At 72.3% G+C, this 25256-nt stretch carries 25 protein-coding genes and 1 pseudogene; 20 read left to right on the top strand and 6 right to left on the bottom strand.

The features are described from left to right. Window positions 1-162 precede the first annotated feature (162 nt). From ACIQZN_RS34110 to prcA, 3 genes and pseudogenes are all read left to right on the top strand, one after another. A pseudogene (locus ACIQZN_RS34110) lies at window positions 163-307 on the top strand (recombination endonuclease VII); the annotation flags it as partial. After that, the gene (gene prcB / locus ACIQZN_RS34105) at window positions 259-1107 is read left to right on the top strand and encodes a proteasome subunit beta (protein ID WP_404002450.1); all 849 of its coding nucleotides are present in this window, start codon (window positions 259-261) and stop codon (window positions 1105-1107) included. The pseudogene ACIQZN_RS34110 and the gene prcB, both read left to right, overlap by 49 nt. A 62-nt stretch (window positions 1108-1169) precedes the next feature. Then, window positions 1170-2012, top strand: a complete 843-nt coding sequence (prcA, locus tag ACIQZN_RS34100) for a proteasome subunit alpha (RefSeq protein WP_404002448.1) — start codon at window positions 1170-1172, stop codon at window positions 2010-2012. A 50-nt stretch (window positions 2013-2062) separates the two neighbouring features. Here prcA and ACIQZN_RS34095 read toward each other — a convergent pair whose 3' ends face one another. Further along, window positions 2063-3088: a LacI family DNA-binding transcriptional regulator gene (locus tag ACIQZN_RS34095; protein WP_404002446.1), complete on the bottom strand. Its 1026-nt coding sequence runs from the start codon at window positions 3086-3088 to the stop codon at window positions 2063-2065. Between the two features lie 131 nt (window positions 3089-3219). Between ACIQZN_RS34095 and ACIQZN_RS34090 the strand changes: the two genes are divergently transcribed. From ACIQZN_RS34090 to ACIQZN_RS34035, 12 genes are all read left to right on the top strand, one after another. Further along, on the top strand, window positions 3220-4479 hold the full coding sequence (locus ACIQZN_RS34090) for an MFS transporter (RefSeq protein ID WP_404002444.1): 1260 nt from the start codon (window positions 3220-3222) through the stop codon (window positions 4477-4479). 9 nt (window positions 4480-4488) lie between these two features. Further along, window positions 4489-5850: a Pup--protein ligase gene (gene pafA / locus ACIQZN_RS34085; RefSeq protein ID WP_026171599.1), complete on the top strand. Its 1362-nt coding sequence runs from the start codon at window positions 4489-4491 to the stop codon at window positions 5848-5850. 144 nt (window positions 5851-5994) lie between these two features. Further along, window positions 5995-6957, top strand: coding sequence for an FKBP-type peptidyl-prolyl cis-trans isomerase (locus ACIQZN_RS34080; RefSeq protein ID WP_404002442.1), 963 nt, complete (start codon window positions 5995-5997; stop codon window positions 6955-6957). Between the two features lie 43 nt (window positions 6958-7000). Then, window positions 7001-7372 carry an FKBP-type peptidyl-prolyl cis-trans isomerase gene (locus tag ACIQZN_RS34075; RefSeq protein ID WP_404002440.1) on the top strand — a complete coding sequence of 124 codons (372 nt, stop codon included), beginning with the start codon at window positions 7001-7003 and terminating at the stop codon, window positions 7370-7372. Window positions 7373-7484: 112 nt separating this feature from the next. Next, entirely contained in the window at window positions 7485-8438 is a 954-nt protein-coding gene (locus tag ACIQZN_RS34070) for a YafY family protein (RefSeq protein ID WP_018103750.1), read from the top strand. A gap of 14 nt (window positions 8439-8452) precedes the next feature. Beyond that, complete coding sequence (locus tag ACIQZN_RS34065; protein ID WP_404002438.1) at window positions 8453-9409, top strand: helix-turn-helix transcriptional regulator; 957 nt, start codon at window positions 8453-8455, stop codon at window positions 9407-9409. Between the two features lie 16 nt (window positions 9410-9425). Continuing rightward, the gene (locus tag ACIQZN_RS34060) at window positions 9426-9704 is read left to right on the top strand and encodes a hypothetical protein (RefSeq protein ID WP_404002436.1); all 279 of its coding nucleotides are present in this window, start codon (window positions 9426-9428) and stop codon (window positions 9702-9704) included. 12 nt (window positions 9705-9716) lie between these two features. Next, window positions 9717-9914, top strand: coding sequence for a hypothetical protein (locus ACIQZN_RS34055; protein WP_404002434.1), 198 nt, complete (start codon window positions 9717-9719; stop codon window positions 9912-9914). Between the two features lie 221 nt (window positions 9915-10135). Next, window positions 10136-10417, top strand: a complete 282-nt coding sequence (gene tatA / locus ACIQZN_RS34050) for a Sec-independent protein translocase subunit TatA (protein WP_404002432.1) — start codon at window positions 10136-10138, stop codon at window positions 10415-10417. A 51-nt stretch (window positions 10418-10468) separates the two neighbouring features. Beyond that, complete coding sequence (tatC, locus tag ACIQZN_RS34045; protein ID WP_404002430.1) at window positions 10469-11419, top strand: twin-arginine translocase subunit TatC; 951 nt, start codon at window positions 10469-10471, stop codon at window positions 11417-11419. A gap of 17 nt (window positions 11420-11436) precedes the next feature. Continuing rightward, a complete protein-coding gene (locus ACIQZN_RS34040) occupies window positions 11437-12354 on the top strand; it encodes a diacylglycerol kinase (RefSeq protein ID WP_404002428.1) in 918 nt (305 codons plus the stop codon). 44 nt (window positions 12355-12398) lie between these two features. Beyond that, window positions 12399-15233, top strand: coding sequence for a DEAD/DEAH box helicase (locus tag ACIQZN_RS34035; RefSeq protein ID WP_404002427.1), 2835 nt, complete (start codon window positions 12399-12401; stop codon window positions 15231-15233). 60 nt (window positions 15234-15293) lie between these two features. Here ACIQZN_RS34035 and ACIQZN_RS34030 read toward each other — a convergent pair whose 3' ends face one another. The 3 genes from ACIQZN_RS34030 to ACIQZN_RS34020 all read right to left on the bottom strand — a co-directional run bounded on the left by ACIQZN_RS34030 (window position 15294) and on the right by ACIQZN_RS34020 (window position 18230). Beyond that, window positions 15294-15740: an SPW repeat protein gene (locus tag ACIQZN_RS34030; protein ID WP_404002426.1), complete on the bottom strand. Its 447-nt coding sequence runs from the start codon at window positions 15738-15740 to the stop codon at window positions 15294-15296. Window positions 15741-15925: 185 nt separating this feature from the next. After that, on the bottom strand, window positions 15926-16573 hold the full coding sequence (locus ACIQZN_RS34025; protein WP_404002425.1) for a fasciclin domain-containing protein: 648 nt from the start codon (window positions 16571-16573) through the stop codon (window positions 15926-15928). 112 nt (window positions 16574-16685) lie between these two features. Then, on the bottom strand, window positions 16686-18230 hold the full coding sequence (locus ACIQZN_RS34020; RefSeq protein ID WP_404002458.1) for a molybdopterin-dependent oxidoreductase: 1545 nt from the start codon (window positions 18228-18230) through the stop codon (window positions 16686-16688). 227 nt (window positions 18231-18457) lie between these two features. Between ACIQZN_RS34020 and ACIQZN_RS34015 the strand changes: the two genes are divergently transcribed. The 5 genes from ACIQZN_RS34015 to ACIQZN_RS33995 are packed head-to-tail and all read left to right on the top strand — an operon-like array spanning window position 18458 to window position 23859. Beyond that, a complete protein-coding gene (locus ACIQZN_RS34015) occupies window positions 18458-19732 on the top strand; it encodes an NAD(P)/FAD-dependent oxidoreductase (RefSeq protein ID WP_404002424.1) in 1275 nt (424 codons plus the stop codon). Further along, a complete protein-coding gene (locus ACIQZN_RS34010) occupies window positions 19729-20451 on the top strand; it encodes a DUF1365 domain-containing protein (RefSeq protein WP_404002422.1) in 723 nt (240 codons plus the stop codon). The genes ACIQZN_RS34015 and ACIQZN_RS34010 overlap by 4 nt, the downstream gene beginning before the upstream one ends. Further along, window positions 20448-21731, top strand: coding sequence for a class I SAM-dependent methyltransferase (locus ACIQZN_RS34005; RefSeq protein ID WP_404002420.1), 1284 nt, complete (start codon window positions 20448-20450; stop codon window positions 21729-21731). Before ACIQZN_RS34010 ends, ACIQZN_RS34005 begins: the two co-directional genes overlap by 4 nt. Then, the gene (locus tag ACIQZN_RS34000; protein ID WP_404002418.1) at window positions 21728-23059 is read left to right on the top strand and encodes a class I SAM-dependent methyltransferase; all 1332 of its coding nucleotides are present in this window, start codon (window positions 21728-21730) and stop codon (window positions 23057-23059) included. Before ACIQZN_RS34005 ends, ACIQZN_RS34000 begins: the two co-directional genes overlap by 4 nt. Then, entirely contained in the window at window positions 23056-23859 is an 804-nt protein-coding gene (locus ACIQZN_RS33995; protein WP_404002416.1) for a DUF1295 domain-containing protein, read from the top strand. The genes ACIQZN_RS34000 and ACIQZN_RS33995 overlap by 4 nt, the downstream gene beginning before the upstream one ends. Window positions 23860-23893: 34 nt before the next feature. Here the strand turns inward: ACIQZN_RS33995 and ACIQZN_RS33990 are convergent, their stop codons facing one another. Further along, window positions 23894-24655 carry an anti-sigma factor domain-containing protein gene (locus ACIQZN_RS33990; RefSeq protein ID WP_404002414.1) on the bottom strand — a complete coding sequence of 254 codons (762 nt, stop codon included), beginning with the start codon at window positions 24653-24655 and terminating at the stop codon, window positions 23894-23896. Next, window positions 24652-25236 carry a sigma-70 family RNA polymerase sigma factor gene (locus ACIQZN_RS33985; protein ID WP_404002412.1) on the bottom strand — a complete coding sequence of 195 codons (585 nt, stop codon included), beginning with the start codon at window positions 25234-25236 and terminating at the stop codon, window positions 24652-24654. Before ACIQZN_RS33985 ends, ACIQZN_RS33990 begins: the two co-directional genes overlap by 4 nt. Window positions 25237-25256: the final 20 nt, after the last annotated feature.

Genomic DNA, 25256 nt, shown 5'->3' with positions numbered 1-25256 from the left:
GGGCGCCCATGCCCCCGCAATCGCCCTTCCATGCTCAAACCGGGGGGGGCCCTACCCCCCCCCCCCGGGGGGGCGCGGGGGGGGGGGGCGGGCGGGGGCGCCCCCCCCGGCCCCCACACCGCGGGCACGGACCGCGCTCCCCGTCCGATTGCCCGCGTCTTCTATGTGGATCACCGCCGCAGGGCGGGTAGGGTCCGGGGCGTAATGTGCTTCAACTGCAATGCGGCGCAGGGCCATCGCATACCTGGAGGGAAACGCGTGGAAGCCAACACTCGTAGCACCGGGCGTCTGCCGGCTGCCTTCCTGACGCCGGGATCGTCCTCCTTCATGGACTTCCTCTCCGACCAGGCGCCGGGGATGCTGCCGGGCAACCGCCAGATGCCGCCCATGAAGGGCGCCATCGAGGCGCCGCACGGCACCACGATCGTGGCCGCGGCCTTCCCCGGCGGCGTCGTCCTGGCCGGTGACCGGCGGGCGACCATGGGCAACATGATCGCGCAGCGCGACATCGAGAAGGTCTTCCCGGCCGACGAGTACTCGGCGGTGGGCATCGCCGGTACGGCGGGTCTCGCCGTGGAGATGGTCAAGCTCTTCCAGCTGGAGCTGGAGCACTTCGAGAAGGTGGAGGGCGCCCAGCTCTCCCTGGAGGGCAAGGCCAACCGGCTCTCCACGATGATCCGGAGCAACCTGGCGATGGCCATGCAGGGCCTCGCCGTCGTCCCGCTCTTCGCCGGTTACGACATCGACCGCGAGCGCGGCCGCATCTTCAGCTACGACGTCACCGGCGGGCGCTCCGAGGAGCACGTCGGCTACGCGTCGACCGGTTCCGGTTCCATCTTCGCGCGGGGCTCGATGAAGAAGCTCTACCGCGACGACCTGACGGAGGAGGAGACGCTGACGCTGGTCGTGCAGGCGCTGTACGACGCGGCGGACGACGACTCGGCGACGGGCGGCCCGGATGTGGGCCGCCGTATCTATCCGATCGTCACCGTCATCACGGACGAGGGCTTCCGGAAGCTGACCGACGCGGAATCCTCCGAGATCGCCCGCTCGATTCTGGAACGCCGCCTGGAACAGCCCGACGGCCCGCGCGCCGCGCTGCTCTGAGCACGCGTTCGTATCCAGCTTCTTCGATGCTCCCGCCACTGACAGAAAGGGACGGATAGCCGGTGTCGACGCCGTTCTATGTCTCACCTCAGCAGGCCATGGCCGACCGGGCGGAATACGCCCGGAAGGGCATCGCTCGCGGTCGCAGCCTGGTTGTGCTGCAGTACGCCGACGGAATTGTGTTCGTCGGCGAGAACCCGTCCCGTGCGCTGCACAAGTTCAGCGAGATCTACGACCGGATCGGTTTCGCCGCCGCCGGTAAGTACAACGAGTACGAGAACCTCCGCATCGGCGGAGTCCGCTATGCCGATCTGCGCGGTTACACCTATGACCGCGACGATGTGACGGCCCGTGGACTGGCGAACGTCTACGCGCAGACGCTCGGCACCATTTTCTCCAGTGCGGCCGAGAAGCCGTACGAGGTGGAGCTCGTGGTCGCCGAGGTGGGCGCCGAGCCCGAGGGCGACCAGATCTACCGGCTGCCGCACGACGGCTCGATCGTGGACGAGCACGGCTCGGTCGCGGTCGGCGGCAACGCGGAGCAGATCAGCACCTTCCTGGACCAGCGCCACCGCGACGGGATGTCCCTCGCCGAGGCACTGAAGCTGGCCGTGCAGGCCCTGTCCCGCGAGGCCAACGGCAACGAGCGGGAGATCCCCGCCGACCGGCTGGAGGTCGCGGTCCTGGACCGCACGCGGCCGCAGCAGCGCAAGTTCAAGCGGATCGTCGGCCGGCAGCTGGCCCGGCTCCTCGAAGCGGAGGCCGCCGCGTCGACCCCGACCGACGCCCCGTCCGACGCGGAGGACGGCGAGTCCACGGACAGCCCGACGGCCACGACGGACCCGAAGAGCGTCACGGACCCGAAGAGCACCGACACGACGGATTCCGGCGGCGACGTGGAGTAACGCCCCCGCCCCGCCGAGCCCCGGCCCGCTCCACGCGGACCGGGGCTCCGTCATGCGGGTGGCGGGGCGGTGGAGCCCCGCACCACCAGCCGCACCGGCAGGCTGCCCGGCTCGGCGGCCCGTCCGTCCAGGACCGCGAGCAGGGCGGCCATCCCGCGCTCGCCGACCTGCACGGCGGGCAGCCGGACCGTGGTCAGCTCCGGCTCCACCGCCGTGGCCAGGGCCAGGTCGTCGAAGCCGGTGACCGACACCTCGTCCGGCACCCGCAGCCCGAACCGGCGGGCCGCCTTGCACGCGCCCGCCGCCAGGATGTCGTCGTCGCAGACGATCGCGGTGGGTCGGGGCCCGGGCTCCCCGAGCGCGCGTTCCGCCGCGTCCCGCGCCGCCCGCACGTCGAGCGCGGAGGTCACCGTACGGACCTCGGTGCCGGGGGTCCGGCGCAGCTCCTCGCGCAGGGCGTCCGCCCGGCAGGCGAAGGTCCAGGTGTCGACGGCCGAGGCGAGGTGGAGGAAGCGCCGGTGGCCGAGGGCGAGCAGATGGCGGGCCATCTGGCGCATCCCGTCGGCGATGTCCAGGTTGACCCGGGCGGCGGGCCCGGGCGCCGAGGGGTCGCTGTCCAGCATCACGAGGGGGACGTCAGCCCCGTGCAGGGCGTCGAGCGCGTCGGCGGCCATGGAGGAGGCGATGACCCCGTCCAGCGCGGCCCGGGCCGACGGGAACGGGTCGCGGGCCGGGCCCGTGCCGTCGGGGGAGGGGTAGAGGACGACCCCGAAGCCGTGCTCGGCGGCGACCGCGGCGGCCCCGGTGTACACCCGGGCGAAGAACTCGTTGGTGAGGGCCGGGACGACCAGGAGCGCCGTCCGGGTGCGGCCGAGGCGCAGATTGCGGGCGGCGAGATTGGGCCGGTAGCCCAGGCCCCGGGCGGCGTCGCGGACCCGGCCCGCGGTGGACTCGGAGACCCGGCCCCGCCATTTCTCGCCGAGCACCAGCGAGACCGTGGCCTGGGAGACGCCGGCGGCCCGGGCCACGTCACGGCTGGTGGGCCGGGGCGGGCCGGGCGGTGCGGGGCTGGTCACGCGGGCCTCCGGGCCGTTCGGTTCAGGCCCGTGAGGTGGACCTGCGGACGGGCTCATGGTACGTATGAACCCGGAAGTTATACGTAAAACCTCGCAGGCCCGCACAGGCACCCGAGGGAGAGGGGCGGGACATGGCCGCGGGATATCTGGACATCCTCCGGGCGCGGCACGCCGCCAGGCTGCTGACCGGCACCCTGGTGGGACGGCTGCCCAACGGCACGGCGAGCATCGCGATCGTGCTGTTCGTCCGGGCCGAGGGCGGCAGCTACAGCATCGCGGGCGCGCTCGCGGCGGTGTACGGGCTGGCCACGGCGGTCGGGCAGCCGCTGCTCGGCCGGGCGGTCGACCTGTACGGGCAGCCGCGCGTCCAGCTGCCCGCCGCCGTGGTCTCCGCGCTCGGCATGGCCGTGCTCGCTCTCGCGGGGACCGGCTCACTGCCGCTCGCCTACGCGGCGGTGGCCGTGGCCGGTCTCTTCACGCCCCCGCTGGAGGGCGGCCTGCGGGCGCTGTGGCCGAGCGTGCTGGGCGGCGAGGAGCGGGTGCACCGGGCCTATGCCATGGACGCCGTCGCGCAGGAGGTCATGTTCACCGCGGGACCGCTGCTCGTGACGCTCCTGGTCGCCCTCTGGTCGCCCGCCACGGCGGTGCTGGTCATCAATGCGATCGGGGTGCTCGGCGCGCTGTCGGTGGTGCTCTCGGAGCCCTCGCGGGCCTGGCGCTCCGCCCCGCGCGAGGCGCACTGGCTGGGCGCGCTGCGCTCGCCCGGGCTGCTGGCGCTGCTCGGCTCGTTCTTCTTCGTGGGCCTCGCGCTGGGCTCGATCACCGTGGCCGCGATGGCGTACGCCGACGACCTGGGCCGGGAGTCGGTGTACGGCTGGCTGATGGCGGCGCTCGGGCTCGGCGCCCTGATCGGCGGGGCGGTGTACGGGGCGCGGCAGTGGGCGGGGGCGCCGGAGCGGCGGCTGCGGGTCATCGTGGGGCTGCTCGCGCTGGGCTATCTGCCGCTGGTGCTGACGCCGGGACCGGTCGCGATGACCGTGCTGGCGGCCGTCTCCGGGGTGTTCCTCGCGCCGGCCGTCGCGTGCTCGTTCATCGTGGTCGACCGGCACGCGCCCCGGGGGACGGTGACGGAGGCGTTCTCGTGGCTCGTGACGACCTTCGGGGTGGGCGCGGCCGTGGGGACCGCGGTGGCCGGTCCGGCCGTCGAGCTGGGCGGGACGGCGTGGAGCTTCGCGGTCGCGGGGGCCGGTGGAGTGGCGGCGCTGCTGGTGTTGCTGGCCACCGGGAAGGTGCTCGTGGCTCCGCCCCGTACCGCCGTAGCGGTGCGAGGGTCGGAAAATGATCGAAACGGTGCCGTCGAACCCGGTTTCAGCTCGGGCCATCAGGCGTAATGTTCAGTCATGGACCGCCGCATTTTCGGGCTGGAGAACGAGTACGGCGTCACGTGCACGTTCAGGGGACAGCGCCGACTGTCTCCTGATGAAGTGGCGCGCTACCTCTTCCGCCGTGTTGTGTCATGGGGCCGCAGCAGCAATGTCTTTCTGCGGAACGGCGCCCGCCTCTACCTCGACGTGGGATCGCATCCGGAATATGCAACCCCCGAATGCGACAACCTGACCGAACTGGTCACCCACGACAAGGCCGGCGAGCGCATTCTCGAGGGCCTGCTCGTCGACGCCGAACGCCGCCTGCACGAGGAGGGAATCGCCGGCGACGTCTATCTCTTCAAGAACAACACCGACTCCGCGGGAAACTCCTACGGCTGCCACGAGAACTACCTCGTGGCCCGGCACGGGGAATTCTCCCGCCTCGCGGACATCCTCATTCCCTTCCTCGTCACGAGGCAGCTGATCTGCGGCGCCGGCAAGGTGCTCCAGACCCCCCGGGGCGCGGTCTACTGCGTCAGCCAGCGTGCCGAGCACATCTGGGAGGGCGTCAGCTCCGCGACGACACGCTCCCGCCCGATCATCAACACCCGCGACGAGCCGCACGCGGACGCGGAGCGCTACCGCCGCCTCCACGTCATCGTCGGGGACTCCAACATGTCCGAGACGACCATGCTCCTCAAGGTCGGCGCGACCGACCTGGTGCTCCGCATGATCGAGGCGGGCACGGTGATGCGCGACCTGACCCTGGAGAACCCGATCCGGGCGATCCGCGAGGTCAGCCACGACACCACCGGGCAGCGCAAGGTCCGCCTCGCCAGTGGCCGGGAGGCGTCGGCCATAGAGGTGCAGCGCGAGTACTACGAGAAGGCCGTGGACTTCGTGGACCGCCGCGGCATCCGCACCGGCAACGTCGAGCGCGTCCTCGAACTGTGGGGCCGCACGCTCGACGCGATCGAGGCCGAGGACCTCGACCGGATCGACACCGAGATCGACTGGGTCATGAAGTACAAGCTCATCGAGCGGTACCGGGCCAAGCACAACATGACCATGTCGAATCCGCGGGTCGCCCAGATAGACCTCGCCTACCACGACATCCACCGCCGGCGGGGGCTCTACTACCTGCTGGAGCGCAAGGGACAGGCCGCCCGCATCTGCAACGACCTGAAGATCTTCGAGGGCAAGTCGGTGCCCCCGCAGACGACCAGGGCGCGGCTGCGAGGGGACTTCATCCGGCGGGCCCAGGAGCAGCGGCGGGACTTCACCGTCGACTGGGTCCACCTCAAGCTCAACGACCAGGCGCAGCGCACGGTGCTCTGCAAGGACCCGTTCCGGTCGGTGGACGACCGGGTGGAGAAGCTGATCGCGGGTATGTGAGGCGCAGGATACGCTCCGGCGCCGGTGCGACTCGGGCCCCGTACGTTCCTCGTACGGGGCCCTTCGCACGGCCTAGAGTGGCGGGGTCCCCGGACCCCCGGGGCGCGTGTCCCCCACATATGCCGTCTGAGATCTGAGGAACCAGTGCGCCGACTTGCCGGCCTTCTCGTCGTCCCCCTGCTGCTGTTGTCGTCAGCGGCCTGCGGCAGCGACGACGACAAGGGCTCCGACTCCGCTTCCGCCTCCGCGTCCGCCCCCTCCAAGGGCGGCTTCCCCGCCATCACCGCGGGCGCGAAGTTCGGCGAGAAGCCCACTCTGGCCAAGGGCACGGGTACGCCGCCCAAGGAGCTGAAGACCAAGGTCATCAGCGAGGGCGACGGCGCGAAGCTGAAGAACGGCGACGTCACCCAGGTCAACTACCTCGGTCAGGCGTACGACTCCACCAAGCCGTTCGACAACAGCTTCGACCGCAAGCAGCCGTTCGACCTGACGCTCGGCGCGGGCATGGTCATCCAGGGCTGGGAGAAGGGCCTGGTCGGCCAGAAGGTCGGCAGCAGGGTCCAGCTGGTCATCCCGCCGGACCTCGGTTACGGGGCCCAGGGCCAGGGCGACATCAAGCCGAACGCCACCCTGGTCTTCGTCGTGGACATCCTGAAGGCGAAGCAGATCCCGGCCTCGGCCAAGGGCACCGCCGTCGCCCAGGACAACATGGACCTGCCGAAGGTGGGCACCAACACCGACGGCAAGGCGCCGAGCCTGACCATCCCCAGCAAGGCCGCCCCGCCGAAGAAGCTGGTCTCGAACTACGTCCTGGAGTCCAAGGGCGACGTGGTCAAGGAGACCGACTCGGTCGTCGTGAACTACGTGGCCAAGCTCTGGAAGGACGGCAAGGAGTTCGACAACACGTACACCACCGGCAAGACGCAGACCTTCCCCCTGGCACAGGTCACCCTCAAGGGTCTGAAGGACGGCCTGGTCGGCAAGAAGATCGGCAGCCGGGTGCTGCTGGTCGTGCCGCCGGACCAGGGCCTCGGTGACAAGGAGCAGTCGGGCGTCCCCGCCAACTCCACGCTGGTGTTCGCGGTGGACATCCTGGCGAAGATGTAAGACTGTCCCGGTTGCCCAGTTCATCTGTAAGAGGAGCAAGTCAGTGAGCATCGACAAGCCCGAGGTCGACTTCCCGGGTGGCGAGCCGCCGGCCGATCTGGAGATCAAGGACATCTGGGAGGGCGACGGCGAGGAGGCCAAGCCCGGCCAGTACGTCTCCGTCCACTACGTGGGTGTCGCCTTCTCCACCGGCGAGGAGTTCGACGCCTCGTGGAACCGCGGCAAGCCGCTGCAGTTCCAGCTCGGTGCCGGCCAGGTCATCGCGGGCTGGGACAAGGGCGTGCAGGGCATGAAGGTCGGCGGCCGCCGCCAGCTGATCATCCCCGCGCACCTCGGCTACGGTGACCGCGGTGCGGGCAGCGCCATCGCCCCGGGCGAGACGCTGATCTTCGTCTGCGACCTGGTCGCCGTCTGATCCGCGCGTAGCAGCAGCAGGGCCCGCACCGCGAGGTGCGGGCCCTCGCTTTTGTCCGGACACCCCGGGGCGGTACGGTCGAGCGTCGTAGAGCACAAGGGAAAGGGCGCCGATGGCGATTGCCAAGGCCGAGCGGCTGATGAACCTGGCGCTGTGTCTGCTGGGGACCCGGCGCCCGCTCAGCAAGCGCGAGCTGCGCGGCTCCATCGAGGCGTACCTCGAAGCGGCTTCCGACGACGCCTTCAACCGGATGTTCGAGCGCGACAAGGACGACCTGCGCGAGCTCGGCCTGGTCATCGAGACCGTGGAGAACCTGGACGGGGACACCGGCTACCTCGCCCGCCGCGACAGCAACCGGCTGCCGCCCATCACGCTGGACGCCGAGGAGGCCGCCGCGCTCGGCCTAGCCGCCAAGGTCTGGCAGCAGGCCCGCCTCGCCGGCGCGGCCAGCGGGGCCCTGCAGAAGCTGCGGGCGGCCGGGATGCCCGAGACCGAGGACGCCTACGAGGTGCACAGCGCCCTCGAACCCCGCATCCCCGTCCACGAGGCCGCGTTCGAACCCCTGATGCTGGCCTGCCGCGACCGCCGCCCGGTCACCTTCGACTACCGCAAGGCCAACGCCGCCCAGCCCGAGCAGCGCCAGGTCGAGCCGTGGACCCTGGAATGCTGGCGCGGCCACTGGTATCTCGCCGGCTGGGACCGGGAGCGGGGCGCCGAGCGCGTCTTCCGGCTCTCCCGGATCACCGGCAAGGTCCGTTCCCGGGCCGGCGCCTTCACCGCCGAGGTGCCCGACGTGGTCACCGTCCGCGAGACCGTGGAGAGCTGGGCCGGCGAGACGGCCACCCGGACCGCCCTGATCCGGCTCCGTACCGACTCCGGCTACCCGCTGCGCGCCCGCGCCCTGTCGGTCCGGGAACTCGGGAACGGGTGGGACGAGTTGGAGATCCCGTACGGACACGGCCTGGACGCCTGGCTCGTGGAGTTCGGGCCCGACGTCGTCGTCACCGGACCCGAGGACCTGCGGGCCGACGTGGTGGACCGGCTGCGCGCCGTGGCCAAGGACTGAGGGGACCGATTTCCATGGCCACGAACGCCATCGACCAGACACGCCGGATGCTCTCCCTGGTGACGTATCTGCGCGAGCGCCCCGGCGCCCACGTCCAGGACGTCGCCCGGGCCTTCGGGATCACCGAGGACGAGCTGATCTCCGACCTGGACGTCCTGCCCATGTGCGGGACCAGCTTCCGGGGCGGCGACCTGCTCGACATCGACACCGACGGCGACCGCATCTGGTGGCACAACGCGGACGACGTCGCCGAACCGCTGCGGCTCGCCGCCGACGAGGCGACGGCCCTGCTGGTCGCCGCCCGCGCCGTGGCCACCCTGCCCGGGCTGCGCGAGAGCGACCGGCAGGCGCTGCTGCGGGCCACCGCCAAGCTGGAGACCGCCGCCGGAGAGGTGGGCGCCGCCAGCTCCCGGCTCTCGGTCACCTTCGAGTCCGAGGGCGGCGTCTTCGCCGAGGTGGACCGGGCGATCTCGGAGCGGCGCCGGCTCTGGCTGCGCTACTACTCGCCCGCCCGCGACGAGCTCACCGAGCGCGAGGTGGACCCGATCCGGCTCTTCGCCGTCGGGCACACCTATATGGAGGCGTGGTGCCGCTCCTCCGAGGACCGGCGCACCTTCCGCCTCGACCGGGTCGCCGAGATCCGGCTCCTCGACGAGCCCGCCGCCCCGCCCGAGCTGGAGCTGCGGGACCTGTCCGAGGGGCTGGTCCAGCCGGCCGCCGAGGACCCGGAAGTCGTGATCGAGGTCGGCCCCGGCGGGCGCTGGGTCGCCGAGTACTACCCGCACGACCGGGCCGAGGAACTGCCCGACGGCGGTCTGCGGATCACCCTGCGCACCCCGGACCCGGCCTCGCTGCGCCGGCTCGCGCTGCGGCTCGGCCGGGAGGGCCGCATCGTCTCGCCCCCGGAGCTGGCCGAGAGCGCGCGGACTGCGGCGCGGGCGGCGCTCGCCGCGTACGACGGCACGGCCTGAAGGGGCGGCGGTAGACATGGGCCACCTGTCCGCACTGCCGGGCCGCGCCGCCGTACCCACCGTGGCGGTCCCGGAGTCGGCGCGCTTCAAGGCCGCCTGCCCGGACTGCCGAGTGCGGTTCGAGCTGGCGGCGGCGGAGTTCCGGCTGGTGATCGGCGCGACCAGCCGCACCACGTTCTACTCCTTCACCTGCCCCGACTGCGCCGCGTGCGTCCGTAAGCCGGCGGGGGAGCGGATAGTGGAGCTCCTCACCGACGGCGGCGTCCGCACGCTGCGTCTGCACACCGGCTCCTGAGAGGCTCTGCGCATGTTCTGGCCCATGCTCGCCATCGCCCTGGGATTCCTCGGAATCGCCGTGCTCGGCGTGCTGGCCATCAAGGTGTTCGTCGAGGCCCAGCGCCTCGGCCACCAGGTGACCCGCACCACGGAGCGCATCAACCGCGCCGCCGACGACCTGGAGCGCGCGGCCGAACGGCTCGCCACCACGGGCAAGACCCTGCCCTGAGGCCCCGTAGACGCGGCCTCCTGTTTCGAGGGCCCGGGAGGTACGCTGCTGCAGGACGGCCCAGGCAGGGAGGTGCGGGCCGCTATCGAAAGTATGCACGGGCATTGCCTCGCGTTTACTCCCGCGGGTTACGATCGCTGCCGGCGAATGGTCGGATGTGTATCCGCCACTCAAGGGCAGCGAGCCCACCTCCAGCCGCCCCAGCTAGAAGGAAGCACACCATGGGCAATCTGAAGCCTCTCGAGATCGTACTGATCATCGCTGTCATCCTCCTGTTGTTCGGCGCCAAGAAGCTTCCCGACATGGCCCGTTCGCTCGGCAAGTCGGCCCGCATCCTCAAGAGCGAGGCCAAGGCCATGAAGAAGGACGACGAGCCGACGGTCACCGCCACCACGGACGCCCCCGCCGACCCGCAGGCCGCCGCCCGTACGATCCAGGCCGCGCCCGGTGACGTCACGAGCTCCCGCCCGGTGAGCGAAGCGAAGCCCACCACCCAGAGCTGACCGCGCTGACGGACGCTTCCGTCAGCCGCCGCACGAGACGAGGGAAGTGGGTTGCTCAAGTCTGCCCGCAAGCAGGAGAAGGACAGCGAGGGGCGGATGCCTCTCGCTGATCACCTGCGAGAGTTGCGTAACCGACTGCTGATCGCGGTAGTGGCGATCCTCGTGATCACCTCGATCACGGCCTTCTTCTACCAGGACCTGATCACCTTCCTGATCAAGCCGATCCTGGAGTCGGTCGGCTGCGCCCATGGTGAGGCGAGGCAGCTCAACGGCAAGCCGTGCGCCGAGATGACGGTGAACGGGATCGTCGCCCCGTTCTCCATCGCGCTCAAGGTCTCCCTCATGGCAGGGGTGGTGATCTCCTCCCCGGTCTGGCTGTACCAGCTGTGGGCGTTCCTCGCGCCCGGCCTGCACAAGCACGAGAAGCGGTACGCGCTCGCCTTCGTGGGCGTCGGTGCGCCGCTCTTCCTGGCGGGCGCGACCCTCGCCTACGTGCTGATGCCGCAGACCGCGTCCGTGCTGCAGGAATTCACCCCCAACGACACGAAGCCCCTGCTGCCGGTCGACGAGTACCTCGACTTCATCACACGCATGGTGGTCGTGTTCGGGCTCGCCTTCGAGCTTCCGCTGCTGCTCGTCCTGCTGAACTTCACCGGGATACTCACGGCCAAGCGGCTCGCCTCCTGGTGGCGCTGGATGGTCATGGGCATCACGATCTTCGCCGCCGTGGCGACCCCGACCGGGGACCCGCTCACGATGATCACGCTGGCCGCGCCCATCGTGCTGCTCTACTTCCTCGCCCTCGGCGTCTGCATGGCCAACGACCGGCGCCGGAAGCGGAACAACCCGGACGCCGACCTCGACGACGACGAGGCGTCGGAGCTCGACCTCACCCCGGAGGACATCGGGGACATGGAGCACGTCTCCTCGTCGCCCACCGTGCCCGGTCAGTCCGACGGCGGACGGTCCTCCGCGCGCGACGGTTACGACGACATCACCTGACCTTGTAGGGTCCCCGGGTGACCAGCGAGATCACCCTCTTCGTCAATCCCACCGCGGGACGCGGCCGGGGCGCGCGAGCCGCGCAGCCGGCCGCTTCCGCGTTGCGGGCGGCCGGTTTCTCCGTACGCACGATCCTCGGCGAGGACGCCGGTGACGCGCTGCGCCGGGCGCGGGACGCGGTCGCGGAGGGGACCGGCGCGCTCATAGCCGTCGGCGGGGACGGGCTCATGTCGCTGGCCCTCCAGGCGGTCGCCGGGACGCTCACCCCGCTCGGCGTGGTGGCGGTGGGCACCGGCAACGACTTCGCGCGCGCCCTGGGCCTGCCGATACGCGACCCGGAGGCGTCGGGCCGGCTCGCCGCCGACGCGCTCAAGGGGCGGGCGCCGGTGCGCGAGATCGACCTCGGCCGGGCCGGGGAGCGCTGGTTCGGCTCCGTGCTCGCCTCCGGCTTCGACTCCCGGGTCAACGACCGGGGCAACCGGATGCGCTGGGGCGGCCGCTTCAAGTACGACCTGGCGATCCTCGCCGAGCTGGCCGCCTTCAAGCCGGTCACGTACCGCATGACGCTCGACGACGGGCCGCCCCGGGAGCTCCGGGCGACGCTCGTCGCGGTCGGCAACGGCACCTCGTACGGCGGCGGCATGCGGATGTGCGCCGACGCGGTCATGGACGACGGGCTCTTCGACATCACGGTGGTCGGAGAGTGCAGCCGTACGACCCTGCTCAAGGTCTTCCCCCGGGTGTACAAGGGAACGCACCTCGGCCACCCCGTCGTCACCGTGCACCGGGCCTCGTCGGTCACCCTCGAAGCCGTCGGCGTCACCGCCTACGCGGACGGCGAACCGCTCGGCGCGCTCCCGCTGACCGCCACCTGCGTGCCGAAGGCCGTACGGGTCCTGGGGGCCGGTCCCGAAGCGCGGACCATGGGCGATTAAAGATCGCGTCACTGTCAGAGGTGGCGGGTAGGCTCGACAGCAAGATGACAGAGGACCTCTCACCAGCTGAGCGCTACCAGGCTTCCCGGCTCCGGGCGGCCGAGCAGGCGACCGCTCTCGGGCCGTTCCGCGAGATGTACGACTTCGATCTCGACCCGTATCAGATCGAGGCCTGCAAGGCGCTGGAGGGCGGGAAGGGCGTGCTCGTCGCCGCCCCCACCGGCTCGGGCAAGACGATCGTCGGCGAATTCGCCGTGCACCTCGCCCTGGAGCAGGGCCGCAAGTGCTTCTACACCACGCCGATCAAGGCCCTGTCGAACCAGAAGTTCGCCGACCTGGTCCGGCGCTACGGCTCCGGCAAGGTCGGCCTGCTCACCGGTGACAACAGCGTCAACGCGGACGCCCCGGTCGTCGTCATGACCACCGAGGTCCTGCGGAACATGCTGTACGCGGGCTCCCAGGCGCTGAACGGCCTCGGATACGTGGTCATGGACGAGGTGCACTACCTCTCCGACCGCTTCCGGGGCGCCGTCTGGGAAGAGGTGATCATCCACCTCCCCGAGTCGGTCACCCTGGTCTCCCTGTCGGCGACCGTGTCCAACGCGGAGGAGTTCGGCGACTGGCTGGACACCGTGCGCGGCGACACCGAGGTGATCGTCTCCGAGCAGCGGCCCGTTCCGCTCTGGCAGCACGTGCTGGCCGGGCGCCGGATGTACGACCTCTTCGAGGAGGAGAGCGACCACGGCGGCCGCGGCACCGGCCGTCGCGAGGTCAACCCCGACCTCGTCCGCCTGGCCCGCATGGAGAACCAGCGCGGGTACAACCCCCGCGACCGCCGCCGCGGCAAGATGGTCCGCGAGGCCGACCGCGAGCGCGAGCGGCGCCAGCGCAGCCGGATCTGGACGCCCTCGCGCCCCGAGGTCATCGACCGGCTGGACGCCGAGGGGCTGCTCCCCGCGATCACGTTCATCTTCAGCCGGGCCGCCTGCGAGGCCGCCGTCCAGCAGTGCCTGCACGCCGGGCTCCGGCTCAACGACGACGACAAGCGTCGCCTGGTCCGGGAGATCGTGGAGGAGCGGACAGCGTCCATCCCGTCCGAGGACCTGCACGTCCTGGGCTACTACGAGTGGCTGGAGGGCCTGGAGCGGGGCATCGCCGCGCACCACGCCGGGATGCTCCCGAGGTTCAAGGAGATCGTCGAGGAGCTGTTCGTCCGGGGCCTCGTCAAGGCCGTCTTCGCGACCGAGACTCTGGCGCTCGGCATCAACATGCCCGCCCGCTCGGTGGTCCTGGAGAAGCTCGTCAAGTGGAACGGCGAGCAGCACGCCGACATCACCCCCGGCGAGTACACCCAGCTCACCGGCCGGGCCGGGCGGCGCGGGATCGACGTCGAGGGCCACGCCGTGGTGCTCTGGCAGCGCGGCATGGACCCGGGCGCCCTCGCCGGACTCGCCGGCACCCGCACGTATCCGCTGCGTTCCAGCTTCCGCCCGTCGTACAACATGGCCGTGAATCTGGTCCAGCAGTTCGGGCGGCACCGCTCGCGCGAACTTCTTGAGACCTCCTTCGCGCAGTTCCAGGCGGACCGGTCGGTCGTCGGGATCTCCCGGCAGGTCCAGCGCAACGAGGAGGGCCTGGAGGGCTACCGCGAGGGCATGACCTGCCACCTCGGTGACTTCGAGGAGTACGCGCGGCTGCGCCGCGACCTCAAGGACCGGGAGACGGAGCTCGCCAAGCAGGGCGCCTCCCAACGGCGGGCCGCCGCCGCGGCGTCCCTGGAGAAGCTGAAGCCCGGCGACGTCATCCATGTGCCCACCGGCAAGTTCGCCGGCCTCGCGCTCGTCCTGGACCCCGGTCTTCCGGCCGGCCGCACCAACGGGCACGGGCACCGCGGCATGGAGTACCACGACGGGCCCCGCCCGCTGGTGCTGACCGCCGAGCGGCAGGTGAAGCGGCTCGCCTCGATCGACTTCCCGGTGCCGGTGGAGGCCGTGGAGCGGATGCGGGTGCCGAAGTCGTTCAACCCGCGCTCGCCTCAGTCGCGCCGGGACCTGGCCTCCGCGCTGCGGTCCAAGGCCGGGCACATCGTCCCGGACCGGCACCGCCGGGGGCGCGCCCCCGCCGCCGACGACCGCGAGATCGCGCGTCTGCGGGCCGAACTGCGCGCCCACCCCTGCCACGGGTGCGACGAGCGCGAGGACCACGCCCGCTGGGCCGAGCGCTACCACCGGCTCCAGCGCGACACCCGGCAGCTGGAGCGCCGCATCGAGGGGCGCACCAACACCATCGCCCGCACCTTCGACCGGATCGTCGCCCTGCTCACCGAGCTGGACTACCTGCGCGGCAGCGAGGTCACCGAGCACGGGAAGCGGCTGGCCCGGCTCTACGGCGAGCTGGACCTGCTGGCCAGCGAGTGCCTGCGCGCCGGTGTCTGGGAGGGGCTGAACGCGGCGGAGCTCGCGGCGTGCGTCTCCGCCCTGGTGTACGAGGCGCGGCAGGCCGACGACGCGGTGGCGCCGAAGCTGCCGTCGGGGCCCGCGAGGACCGCGCTCGGCGAGATGGTCCGCATCTGGGGGCGGCTCGACTCCCTGGAAGAGGACTTCAAGATCAACCAGGCGGAGGGGGTCGGCCAACGCGAGCCGGACCTCGGCTTCGCCTGGGCGGTGTACATGTGGGCGTCAGGCCGCCCGCTGGACGAGGTGCTGCGCGAGGCGGACATGCCGGCCGGTGACTTCGTGCGCTGGTGCAAGCAGGTCATCGACGTGCTGGGCCAGGTGGCCGCCGCCGCGCCGCGCGAGAACAGCACGGTGGCCCGGAGCGCCCGCAAGGCGGTCGACGAGGTGCTGCGGGGCGTCGTCGCGTACAGCTCCCTGGGCTGAGTACACGCGGAAGCCGGCCGGATCCTGTGGGGTCCGGTCGGCTTCTGTGCGGCTCCCTTCCTAGGACCGGCCGCCTCGGCTCATTTTCATCGACGCGCCCGCGCAGACCAGTCCGAGCAGGGCGGTCAGTCCGCCGATGATGACGTTGTTGAGGATGACGCCGGTGTCCGGGCTGCTGCCCACCACCCAGGGCGAGATGATCATCCAGGCACCCATGGCGCAGATGGCCCAGCTCAGGCCGTACATCCGCTGCGGCATCGCGGTGAACCCGAGGCCGAGCACGGCGATCGCGATGCCCATGACCAGGTTGTGCGTCACCAGCGCGGACTGCGAGGTGGTGAAGTGCAGCACCCATGGCGAGACGGCGCAGTAGAGGCCGACCAGGAAGACCGGCGCGTCCACGAGCGCCACGTCGCGGCCGCCCATCACGCGTGCGTATCGGTCGCTCATTTCCGATACATCGGGGTGTCCGGCCATGTCCTGGCCGACGTGCGAGACGTTTGACATGAGTTTCGTCCCCTTCGGATCATGCGGACCCGGTCACCGCCACGCGCGGGAAGTGGCCCGCACTGTCCATTCTGCTCTTATCTGTCGCTTATGTGTAGGTTCAAGGCGACTCGATGTCCGCAGGATGCGCACCATCCGGCCGGGGTCTCGCGGTGGGCCTCGGTGGCCCACCGCGAGGGGGGAGGTCAGGCGGCCGGCGGCATCAGGACGGTGTCCACGATGTAGACCGTGGCGTTGGCCGTGGGGACGTTGCCGCAGACGACCTTCGAGGAGTCGTTCACGGTGTACGCCATGTCCGAGCCGGAGGTCGTCAGCTGACCCTTCTCCAGGGTCTCGAAGGAGCCCTTCTCCAGCTGCTTCGGCGTCAGCTTCTGGCCCACCACGTGGTACGTGAGGACCTTGGTGAGCGCGGCCTTGTCGGCGAGGAGCTTGTCGAGGTCGGCCTTCGGGACCTTGGCGAAGGCGTCGTTGGTCGGCGCGAACACCGTGATGTTCTGCGCGTTGTTGAGGGTGTCGACCAGGCCGGCCTTCTTGACCGCGGTGACCAGGGTGGACAGGGCCGGGTTGTGCGAGGCAGCCGTGGCCACCGGGTCCTGCGCCATCCCGGAGAAGGAGCCCGAGCCGCTCTTCGGGACCGACGCGCAGGCCGGGCCGAAGGGCTTGTCGGTGTCCATGGACTTCTCGGCGGACGGCGAGGCGGGGGCCTTCGCGGAACTCGCGCTCGATCCGGACGCGCTGTCCTTGGAGTCGTCGGAACAGGCCGTCAGTGCCAGCGGCAGGACGAGCGCGGCGGACAGCGCCACGGCGGCACGGCGGGCGTGGATGACCTTCATGATGTTCTCCTGTTTGCGTGATCGGTTGATTGCTGTCGGTAATTGGCGTGGGGTGCGAGCGATCCATCGGAGCGGCGCGCACGTCATGGGGGAGGCGGCGGGGCCGCGCCGGTCAGGACACGTTGACCACCACCGAGTGCCGGCCGGTCGCACCGTTGGGCACGGTGCCCACGCGGCTGCCGGTCTGGACGGCGCCGGTGGAGTCCGTCGCACGGACCTCCAGGGTGTGGCTGCCGGGAGTGGCCGGCCACTCCCACACCCACTGGCGCCAGGTGTCCCGGCCGTCCTGGGCGGCCAGCCGCGCGGGCTCCCACGGCCCGTCGTCCACCCGGACCTCGACCCGGGTGATCCCGCGGTGCTGGGCCCAGGCGACCCCGGCGACCGGCACCGTGCCCGCCTTCGGGGACGCGAAGGGGCGCGGGGTGTCGATGCGGGCCTGGGTCTTGATGGGCGCCCGCCGGGACCAGGTCCGCTTCACCCAGTACGCGTCGTACGCGTCGAAGGTGGTCAGCTCGATGTCCTTGATCCACTTGCAGGCCGACACATATCCGTACAGGCCGGGTACGACCATCCGGACCGGGAAGCCGTGCGTGAAGGGCAGCGGCTCCCCGTTCATGCCGAAGGCGAGCAGGGCCTCGCGGCCGTCCATGACGTCCTCGACCGGGGTGCCGATCGTCATGCCGTCCACCGAACGCGCCACGAGCTGGTCGGCCCGGCCGCCCTCGGACGGGGGCCGCACCCCCGCCTCGCGCAGCAGGTCGGCCAGGCGCACGCCGAGCCACCGGGCGTTGCCGACGTACGGCCCGCCCACCTCGTTCGAGACGCAGGTCAGCGTGATGTCGCGCTCGACGGCCTTCCGGCGCATCAGGTCCCGCAAGCTGAGCGTCACGGGCCGGGACACGCCCTTTCCGTGGATCCGCAGCCGCCACTCACCGGCGTCCACCCTCGGCACGACCAGGGCCGTGTCGACGCGGTAGAAGTCCTTGTTGGGTGTGACGAACGGGCTCAGCCCCCGGATCTTGAGGTCCACGCCGGCCGGCACGGCGGGGGCGGGCGAGGCGGGCGCGGGGAGCTTCAGATCGCGGCGGGACGCCTCCGCCCCGGCCTGCACCGCCGAGGTGAGCCGGCGCCCCAGCAGCCCCGCCCCGGCGGAGGCCACCGCCGCGACGCCCGCCGCGACGACGAACCCGCGCCGGTCGAAGCCCCCGGCCGGCCGCTCCCCGTACGGGCGGGCCGGGAAGAGCCGCCCCGACAGCAGATACAGCACCCCCGCACCGGCCAGCGCGCCCACCACGGAGGGCAGCGCGTCCGAGACCCGGCCCTCCGGCCGTCCCACCGCCGCCACCGCCCCGACCGCGCCGAAGACCAGCACGGCCGCCGAGCCGACGATCCGGTGGCGGAGCGTCAGCAGCCCGACCGCCACGGCGAACAGCGCCAGGATCGCCAGGATGCCGAGCTCCAGGACCAGTTTGTCGTTCGTCCCGAAGTTCCGTACGGCGAAGTCCTTGAGCGCCGGGGGAGTGCGGTCGATCACCGCACCGCCGACCGCCGCGACCGGACCCGCCTCGGGCCGCACGACCGCCGCCGCCAGTTCGGCGACGGCCAGGGCGGCGAACCCGGCGATCACCCCGCCGAGCGCGGCACAGGCCGCACGCAGCGCTCGGGACCGCCGGGGCTCGGTGGCCCCGGTCTCCGGATCGTTCCGCTCTTCACTCACGCCGGGGATTCGGTGCCGGGCGCCGAGCGGATTGGTCTGTCACCCGATCGGATGAACGCGGGGTTCCGCCAATCCGACCCGTGACCGGCAACGAATCACTTCCAAAGAGGCATCCGCCGCGCCCCGCCTCCGGCGGAGGGCGCCGGGGCCGGTCCGGAAGGAGCGCAATGAGCGACAGGCGGCGACGCACGGCCGTCGTGGGCAGCGGGGTGGCCGGCCTCACGGCCGCCCACATCCTGCGCAGGGCCCACGACGTGACGCTGTTCGAGGCGGACGACCGGGTGGGCGGCCACGCGCACACCCACGACCTGCCCGGGGCCGACGGCCGCGTCCACCACGTCGACTCCGGCTTCATCGTGCACAACCGGCGCACCTACCCGCACCTGCTGCGGCTCTTCGCGGAACTCGGCGTACCCACGCAGGAGTCGGAGATGAGCATGTCCGTCCGGTGCGAGGGATGCGGTCTGGAGTACGCGGGCGCCCGCGGCCCGGCCGGTCTCCTCGCCCGCCCGGCGTCCTTCCGCGACCCCGCCTACCCGCGGATGCTCGCCGCCGTGCCCCGCTTCCACCGGCTGGCCCGGCGGCTGCTGCGGGACGGCGGACCGGACGCGGAGACGCTGACCCTGGGCGAGTTCGCCGCGCGCGGGCGCTTCTCGCCGTACTTCACCGCGCACTTCCTGACGCCCGTGGTGGCGGCGGTCTGGTCCTGCGACCCGGTGACCGCGATGCGCTACCCGGCCCGCTACCTCTTCCGCTTCCTCGACCACCACGGCATGCTCGCGATCGGCGGCTCCCCGGTCTGGCGGACCGTCACCGGAGGCTCCCGCGCCTATGTGGAGCGCGTGGCCAAGCAGCTCTCCGCCGTCCGCACCGCCACCCCGGTCCGCAGCGTCCGCCGGCACGCCGAGGGCGTCGAGATCACCACGGACGACGGCACCGCCGAACCCTTCGACCACGTCGTCGTCGCCACCCACCCCGACCAGGCGCTCCGCCTCCTCGCCGACCCGACCGACGAGGAGACCCGCACCCTGGGCGCCTTCCGCTACTCCCGCAACGCCACCCTGCTGCACACCGACACCCGGCTGCTGCCCACGGCGCCCGGCGCCCGCGCCTCCTGGAACTACCTGATGCCCGACTGCGCCGCCGACGCCTCCCACGTCACCGTCAGCTACGACATGAACCGGCTCCAGCGGCTCGACGCCCCGGAGACCTTCGTCGTCACGCTCAACGGCGCCGACCGTGTCGCCCCCGGACTCGTCCGGGCCCGCATGCTCTACGAACACCCCGTCTACACCCCGGAGTCCGTGGCCGCCCAGGCCCGGCTGCCCGCCCTGTCCGGGCCGGTCACCGCCTACGCGGGCGCCTACCACGGCTGGGGATTCCACGAGGACGGCTGCCGCTCCGGCGCCGAGGCCGCTGCGGCCCTGGGGGTGGACTGGTGAACGCCCTCTACCCGTGCACGATCACCCACATACGGACCGCGCCCACCCGGTACGGCTTCCACCACCGCACCTACCTGTGGCTGACGGACCCGGACGGGCCCCCGCCGCTGCCCCGCGCCCTGCGCTTCCTCGCCGGCTTCGACGCCCGCGACCACTTCGGCGGGACGGCCCCGACCATCCGGGCCGGCCTCGCCCGCTTCCTGGCCGCGCGCGGCATCGACCTCGCGGACGGCACCGTCCTCATGCTGAGCCAGGCCCGGGTCCTCGGATACGTCTTCAACCCGCTGACCGTCTACTGGTGCCGGCGCGCCGACGGCACCCCGCTGTGCACGGTCGCCGAGGTGCACAACACGTACGGCGAACGCCACTGCTACCTGCTGCGCCCCGACGACCGGGGGCGGTCGGTCACCAGCAAGGAGTTCTACGTATCGCCGTTCTTCGGCACCGACGGCGAGTACTGGATGCGGCTGCCGGAACCGGGCCCGGAACTACGCCTGACGGTCCACCTGGAGCGCGCGGGCACCCGCCCGTTCACCGCGACCGTCCGGGGCGAGCGGCGCCCGGCGACCGCCCGCGTCCTGCTCGCCCTCGCCGTGCGGCACCCCTGGTCCACGGCCGTCGTCTCCGCCGCCATCCGGCTGCACGGCATACGCCTCTATCTGCGCGGGCTGCCCGTCCGGCCCCGCCCCCACCACCGCACCCAGGAGGGCATGCGATGACCGCCTCCACGTTCCGCACCCCGTCCGTGCCCGCCCCCGCCACGGGCCCCGGGATCGACCCGGCACGCTGGCCGGACGTCGTGACCCCGCCCCGGGCCTCCCGGCTGCGGAAGGCCGTCGCCGAGCGGATCGTCCGCCGCGCCCTGGCCCGGCTGCCGCTGCGCGTCCGCCTCGGCGGGGGCGAGGACATCGGGCTCGGCGGGCCGCTGATGGACGTCCACGACCCCGACGCCTTCTTCCGCAGGATCGGCGCGGCCGGGCTCATCGGCTTCGGCGAGTCGTACATGGCACGGGAATGGGACGCGCCCGACCCCGTCGGCGTCCTGACGGTCCTGGCCGGGCAGGTCGCCACCCTGGTCCCGCAGCCCCTGCAGCGGCTGCGCGGACTGTGGGCGCGCCGCCACCCCGAGGCCCAGACCGGCACCCGCGAAGGGGCCCGGACCAACATCAGCCACCACTACGACCTGTCCAACGACCTGTTCGCGCTCTTCCTGGACGAGACGCTCAGCTACTCCTCCGCGCTCTTCCGCGGCTTCCCCGCCGAACCGGCCCTGCTCCCCGCCGCCCAGCACCGCAAGATCGACCGGCTGCTCGACCTCGCCGCCGTCGGCCCCGGCACCCGGCTCCTGGAGATCGGCACCGGCTGGGGCGAACTGGCGATCCGCGCCGCCGCCCGCGGCGCCCGGGTCGTCTCCGTCACGCTCTCCCGCGAACAACGCGACCTGGCGCTCCGGCGGATCGCGGCGGCGGGCCACGCGGACCGGGTCGACGTCCGGCTGTGCGACTACCGGGAGATCGGGGGGAGCTACGACGCGATCGTCAGCGTCGAGATGATCGAGGCGGTCGGCGCGGAGTTCTGGCCCGTCTACTTCCGCACCCTGGACCGGCTGCTCGGCCCCGGCGGCCGGATCGCCCTCCAGGCCATCACCATGCCCGACGACCGCATGCGGGCGGGCCGGTCCACCTTCACCTGGATCCAGAAGTACATCTTCCCGGGCGGCCAGCTCCCGTCCACCGAGGCCGTCGACCGGGTCACCGCCGACCACACCACGCTGCGCGTCGAACGGTCCGACGGCTTCGGCACGCACTACGCCGAAACGCTCAGGCTGTGGCGCGAACGCTTCACCGAAGAGGCGGAAGCCGTCGACACCCTCGGCTTCGACGCGACCTTCCGCCGCATGTGGACCCTCTACCTCGCCTACTCCGAAGCGGGCTTCCGCTCCGGCTACCTCGATGTGCGGCAGCTGCTGCTGACCCGCCGGGAACAGGAAACGGCATGACACTCACCGCCAAGCACCCCGTCCACGGGGCCGCCCAGCGCGTAGAACCCCTGGCCGAGCAGCTGTTCGGCGGCCGGCTCCCGGTCAGGGTCCGCATGTGGGACGGCAGCGAGACCGGCGCCGCCGACGGCCCCCTGATCCACGTCCGGGCCCGCCGCGCCCTGCGCCGCCTCCTGTGGGAACCGGGCGAACTCGGCCTCGCGGAGGCGTACATCACCGGGGACATCGACATCGAGGGCGACCTCGCCGAGGGCCTGCGGGCCGTGCGCCGCGCCGTCCGCGAACGCGGACTCGCCGCACCCCGGCCCCGCCTCGCCGACCGGCTGCGCGCCGCCGGCACCGCCGTGCGTCTGGGCGCGGCCGGGCCCCGGCCGCCCGTGCCCGCCGCCCGGGCCACCGGACTCGACGGCGCCCTGCACAGCAAGGCCCGCGACCGGGCCGCGATCAGCCACCACTACGACCTCTCCAACGCCTTCTACGCCCTCCTCCTGGACGACACGATGGCGTACTCCTGCGGCTACTGGACCAGCGACGAGCCGGGTTACGGGCCCGCCGACGCGCAGCGCGACAAGCTGGAGCTCATCTGCGGGAAGCTGGGGCTGCGCCCTGGTGCGCGGCTGCTGGACATCGGCTGCGGCTGGGGCTCGCTGACGCTGTACGCGGCCCAGCGGCACGGCGTCCGCGTCACCGCCGTCACCCTCGCCGCCGAACAGGCCGCCCATGTGCGCCGGCAGGTGGCCGAACGCGGCCTGGACGACCTGGTCGAGGTGCGCTGCTGCGACTACCGCGACATCGCGGCCGCCCCGGACCACGAGGGCGGCTACGACGCGGTGTCCACCATCGAGATGGGCGAGCACGTCGGGGACGCCCAGTACCCGGCGTTCGCGGCGACCCTGCACGGCATGGTCCGGCCGCGCGGCCGGGTGCTCGTCCAGCAGATGTCACGAGGGCGGAACGCGCCGGGCGGCGGCGCGTTCATCGAGGCGTACATCGCGCCCGACATGCACATGCGCCCGCTGGGCGAGACCGTCGCGCTGCTGGAGGGCGCCGGGTTGGAGGTGCGCGACGTCCAGGGGCTGCGCGAGCACTACGTCCGGACCGTCGACGCCTGGCGCCGGACCCTGGAGGAGAACGAGGCGCGGTTCACGGACCTGGTCGGGGAGGAGACCGTACGGGTGTGGCGGCTGTATCTGGCGGGCGGGGCGCTCGCGTTCGCCGAGCGCCGGATGGGCGTGGACCAGATCCTCGCCGTACGGCCCGCCGGTGAGGGGGAGTCCGGGATGCCGGCCACCCGTGAGGCGCTGCGCACGGCCGGGGACCCGGCATGAGCGGCTTCGCCTGGGAGGCGTTCGCGCGGGGTCTCGCACCCTGCGCGGGCGCCGCGCTCGCCGTCCTGCTCGTCGCGTTCGCGGCGGGGGTGCGCCGGGGCATGCACCGGGGCGTGGACGTCGCCTGGGGGCTGGGCTTCGCCGCCGTCGCCCTCATCTCGTACGGCCTGTCGGCGGGGGAGGGGGACGCCACCCGCCGCCTCCTCGTCACGGTGCTCACCGCGGTCTGGGGGGTGCGCCTGGCCTGGCACATCGCCCGGCGCGGACGCGGCCACGGCGAGGACCCGCGCTACGAGAAGATGCTCGCCCGGGCGCCGGGCAACCCGGAGCTGTACGCCCTGCGGAAGGTGTACCTCCTCCAGGGCGCCCTGGTCTGGCTGATCTCGCTGCCCGTGCAGGCGGCCGGATACCTCACCGGGCCGGTGAACGCCCTGGCCTGGGCCGGGACGGCGCTCTGGGCGGTCGGCATGTTCTTCGAGGCGGTGGGCGACCACCAGCTGGCCCGGTTCAAGGCCGACCCCGGCAACCGGGGGAAGATCATGGACCGGGGGCTGTGGTCCTGGACCCGGCACCCCAATTACTTCGGGGACTTCTGCGTCTGGTGGGGCCTGTTCCTGATCGTCTGCCAGGCCCCGGCCGCCGCCGCTGCCACGCTGGTGGCGCCCGCCCTGATGACGTATCTGCTCATCGGCGGAAGCGGCAAGGCCCTCCTGGAACGGCACATGGCCGACCGCCCGGGCTTCGCCGCGTACGCCGCGCGCACCAGCGGCTTCTTCCCGCGCCCGCCGCGCCGGGGCTGAGGGGGCCGGCCCGGGGTGGCCCCGGGCCGGCCGCTCACGCCGGCAGCTTCATCAGTGCCAGCGGGTCCGATGTCGGCCGCGCGGAGCCGCCCGCCGGTTCCACGGTGATGCCCATGCCCGTCGCCCCGTCCACGGGTCCGTCGAGCAGGGTCGTGTACGTCGTCGAGGACGGGCCCGAGGCCCGCATCAAGCCCGCCGACCGCATCGTGCCGCCGTCGTCGAACCACAGCTGGTAGACCTTGCCGCCCGGCGCCTCGGCCAGCCCCGTGGCCAGGAACACGGCCCGGTCCTCGCTCCGGGAGACCACCACCGTGCCCGTCGCCCCGTCCTCCAGCGTGCCGGACGAGGTCTTGGCGTCGGGGGCGGCCAGCACCCGGGCCACCTGATCGGCCTGGAGCCGGGTGGCGTCCGCCCGCTGCCGGGCGTCCCGCGCCTCCTGGTGCTGCCACACGGCGATCCCGCCGAGGCCCACCGCTCCGGCCAGGCAGGCGGCGAGCGCGAACCGGGACCATCTCGCGGCCCCGGACCGCCGCTCCGACGCGCGTTCGCGGCGGGAGACGGCCGGCGGCTCCTGGCGTACGGTCGTGATCTCCCGCAGCACCCGCTCCCGCAGCTCCCGGGGGGCCGGGGCGGCGGCGGCCAGGCCGAGCCGCGTCGCGGTCTCGGAGAACTCGCGCACCTCGACGGAGCAGGCCTCGCAGTCGCCGAGGTGCCGTTCGAAGTCGCGGCGCTCCGTGTCCGGCAGCGCGTGCAGGGCGTAGGCGCCCGTCAGTGTGTGCAGTCCGGCGTCGCTCATGAGGTCACCCCGAGGCAGTCGCGCATCCGGATCAGTCCGTCGCGCAGTCGAGTCTTGATCGTGCCGAGCGGTACCGCGAGGAGTTCGGCCACCTCGCGATAGGTGAGCCCCCGGTAGTACGCCAGGGTGACGGACTCCCGCTGGAGCTCGGACAGCGTCCGCATGCAGCGGCGCACCTGCTCGCGCTCCAGCCGGGTCTCGACCTGTTCGGTGACCTCGTCGAAGGCGGGGGTGCGTTCGAGGAGGGCGGCCTTGTGCTCGCGGGCGGCCGACGCCTGCGCCGAGCGGACCCGGTCCACGGCGCGGCGGTGGGCGAGGGTCAGCACCCAGTTCATGGCGCTGCCCCGGGCGGCCTGGAAGCGGGACGCGGTGCGCCACACCTCCACCAGGACCTCCTGGGCGACCTCCTCCGACTGGGCGGGGTCGCGCAGCACGCTGCGGACGAGCCCGAGCACCGGGCCGCTCACCGCGTCGTAGACCTGGGCGAAGGCGTCCTGGTCGCCCCGGGCGACCTGCCCCATCAGCTCCTGGAGATCGGGCCCCGCCGAGGCCGTTCCGCTGATGTACACGGCTTCTTTCACGCGGGGTTCCCTTCGGTGGT

Source organism: Streptomyces sp. NPDC097595 (assembly GCF_044761525.1).
Taxonomy (GTDB): domain Bacteria; phylum Actinomycetota; class Actinomycetes; order Streptomycetales; family Streptomycetaceae; genus Streptomyces; species Streptomyces drozdowiczii_A.
This window is presented reverse-complemented; position numbering and strand designations above follow the sequence as displayed.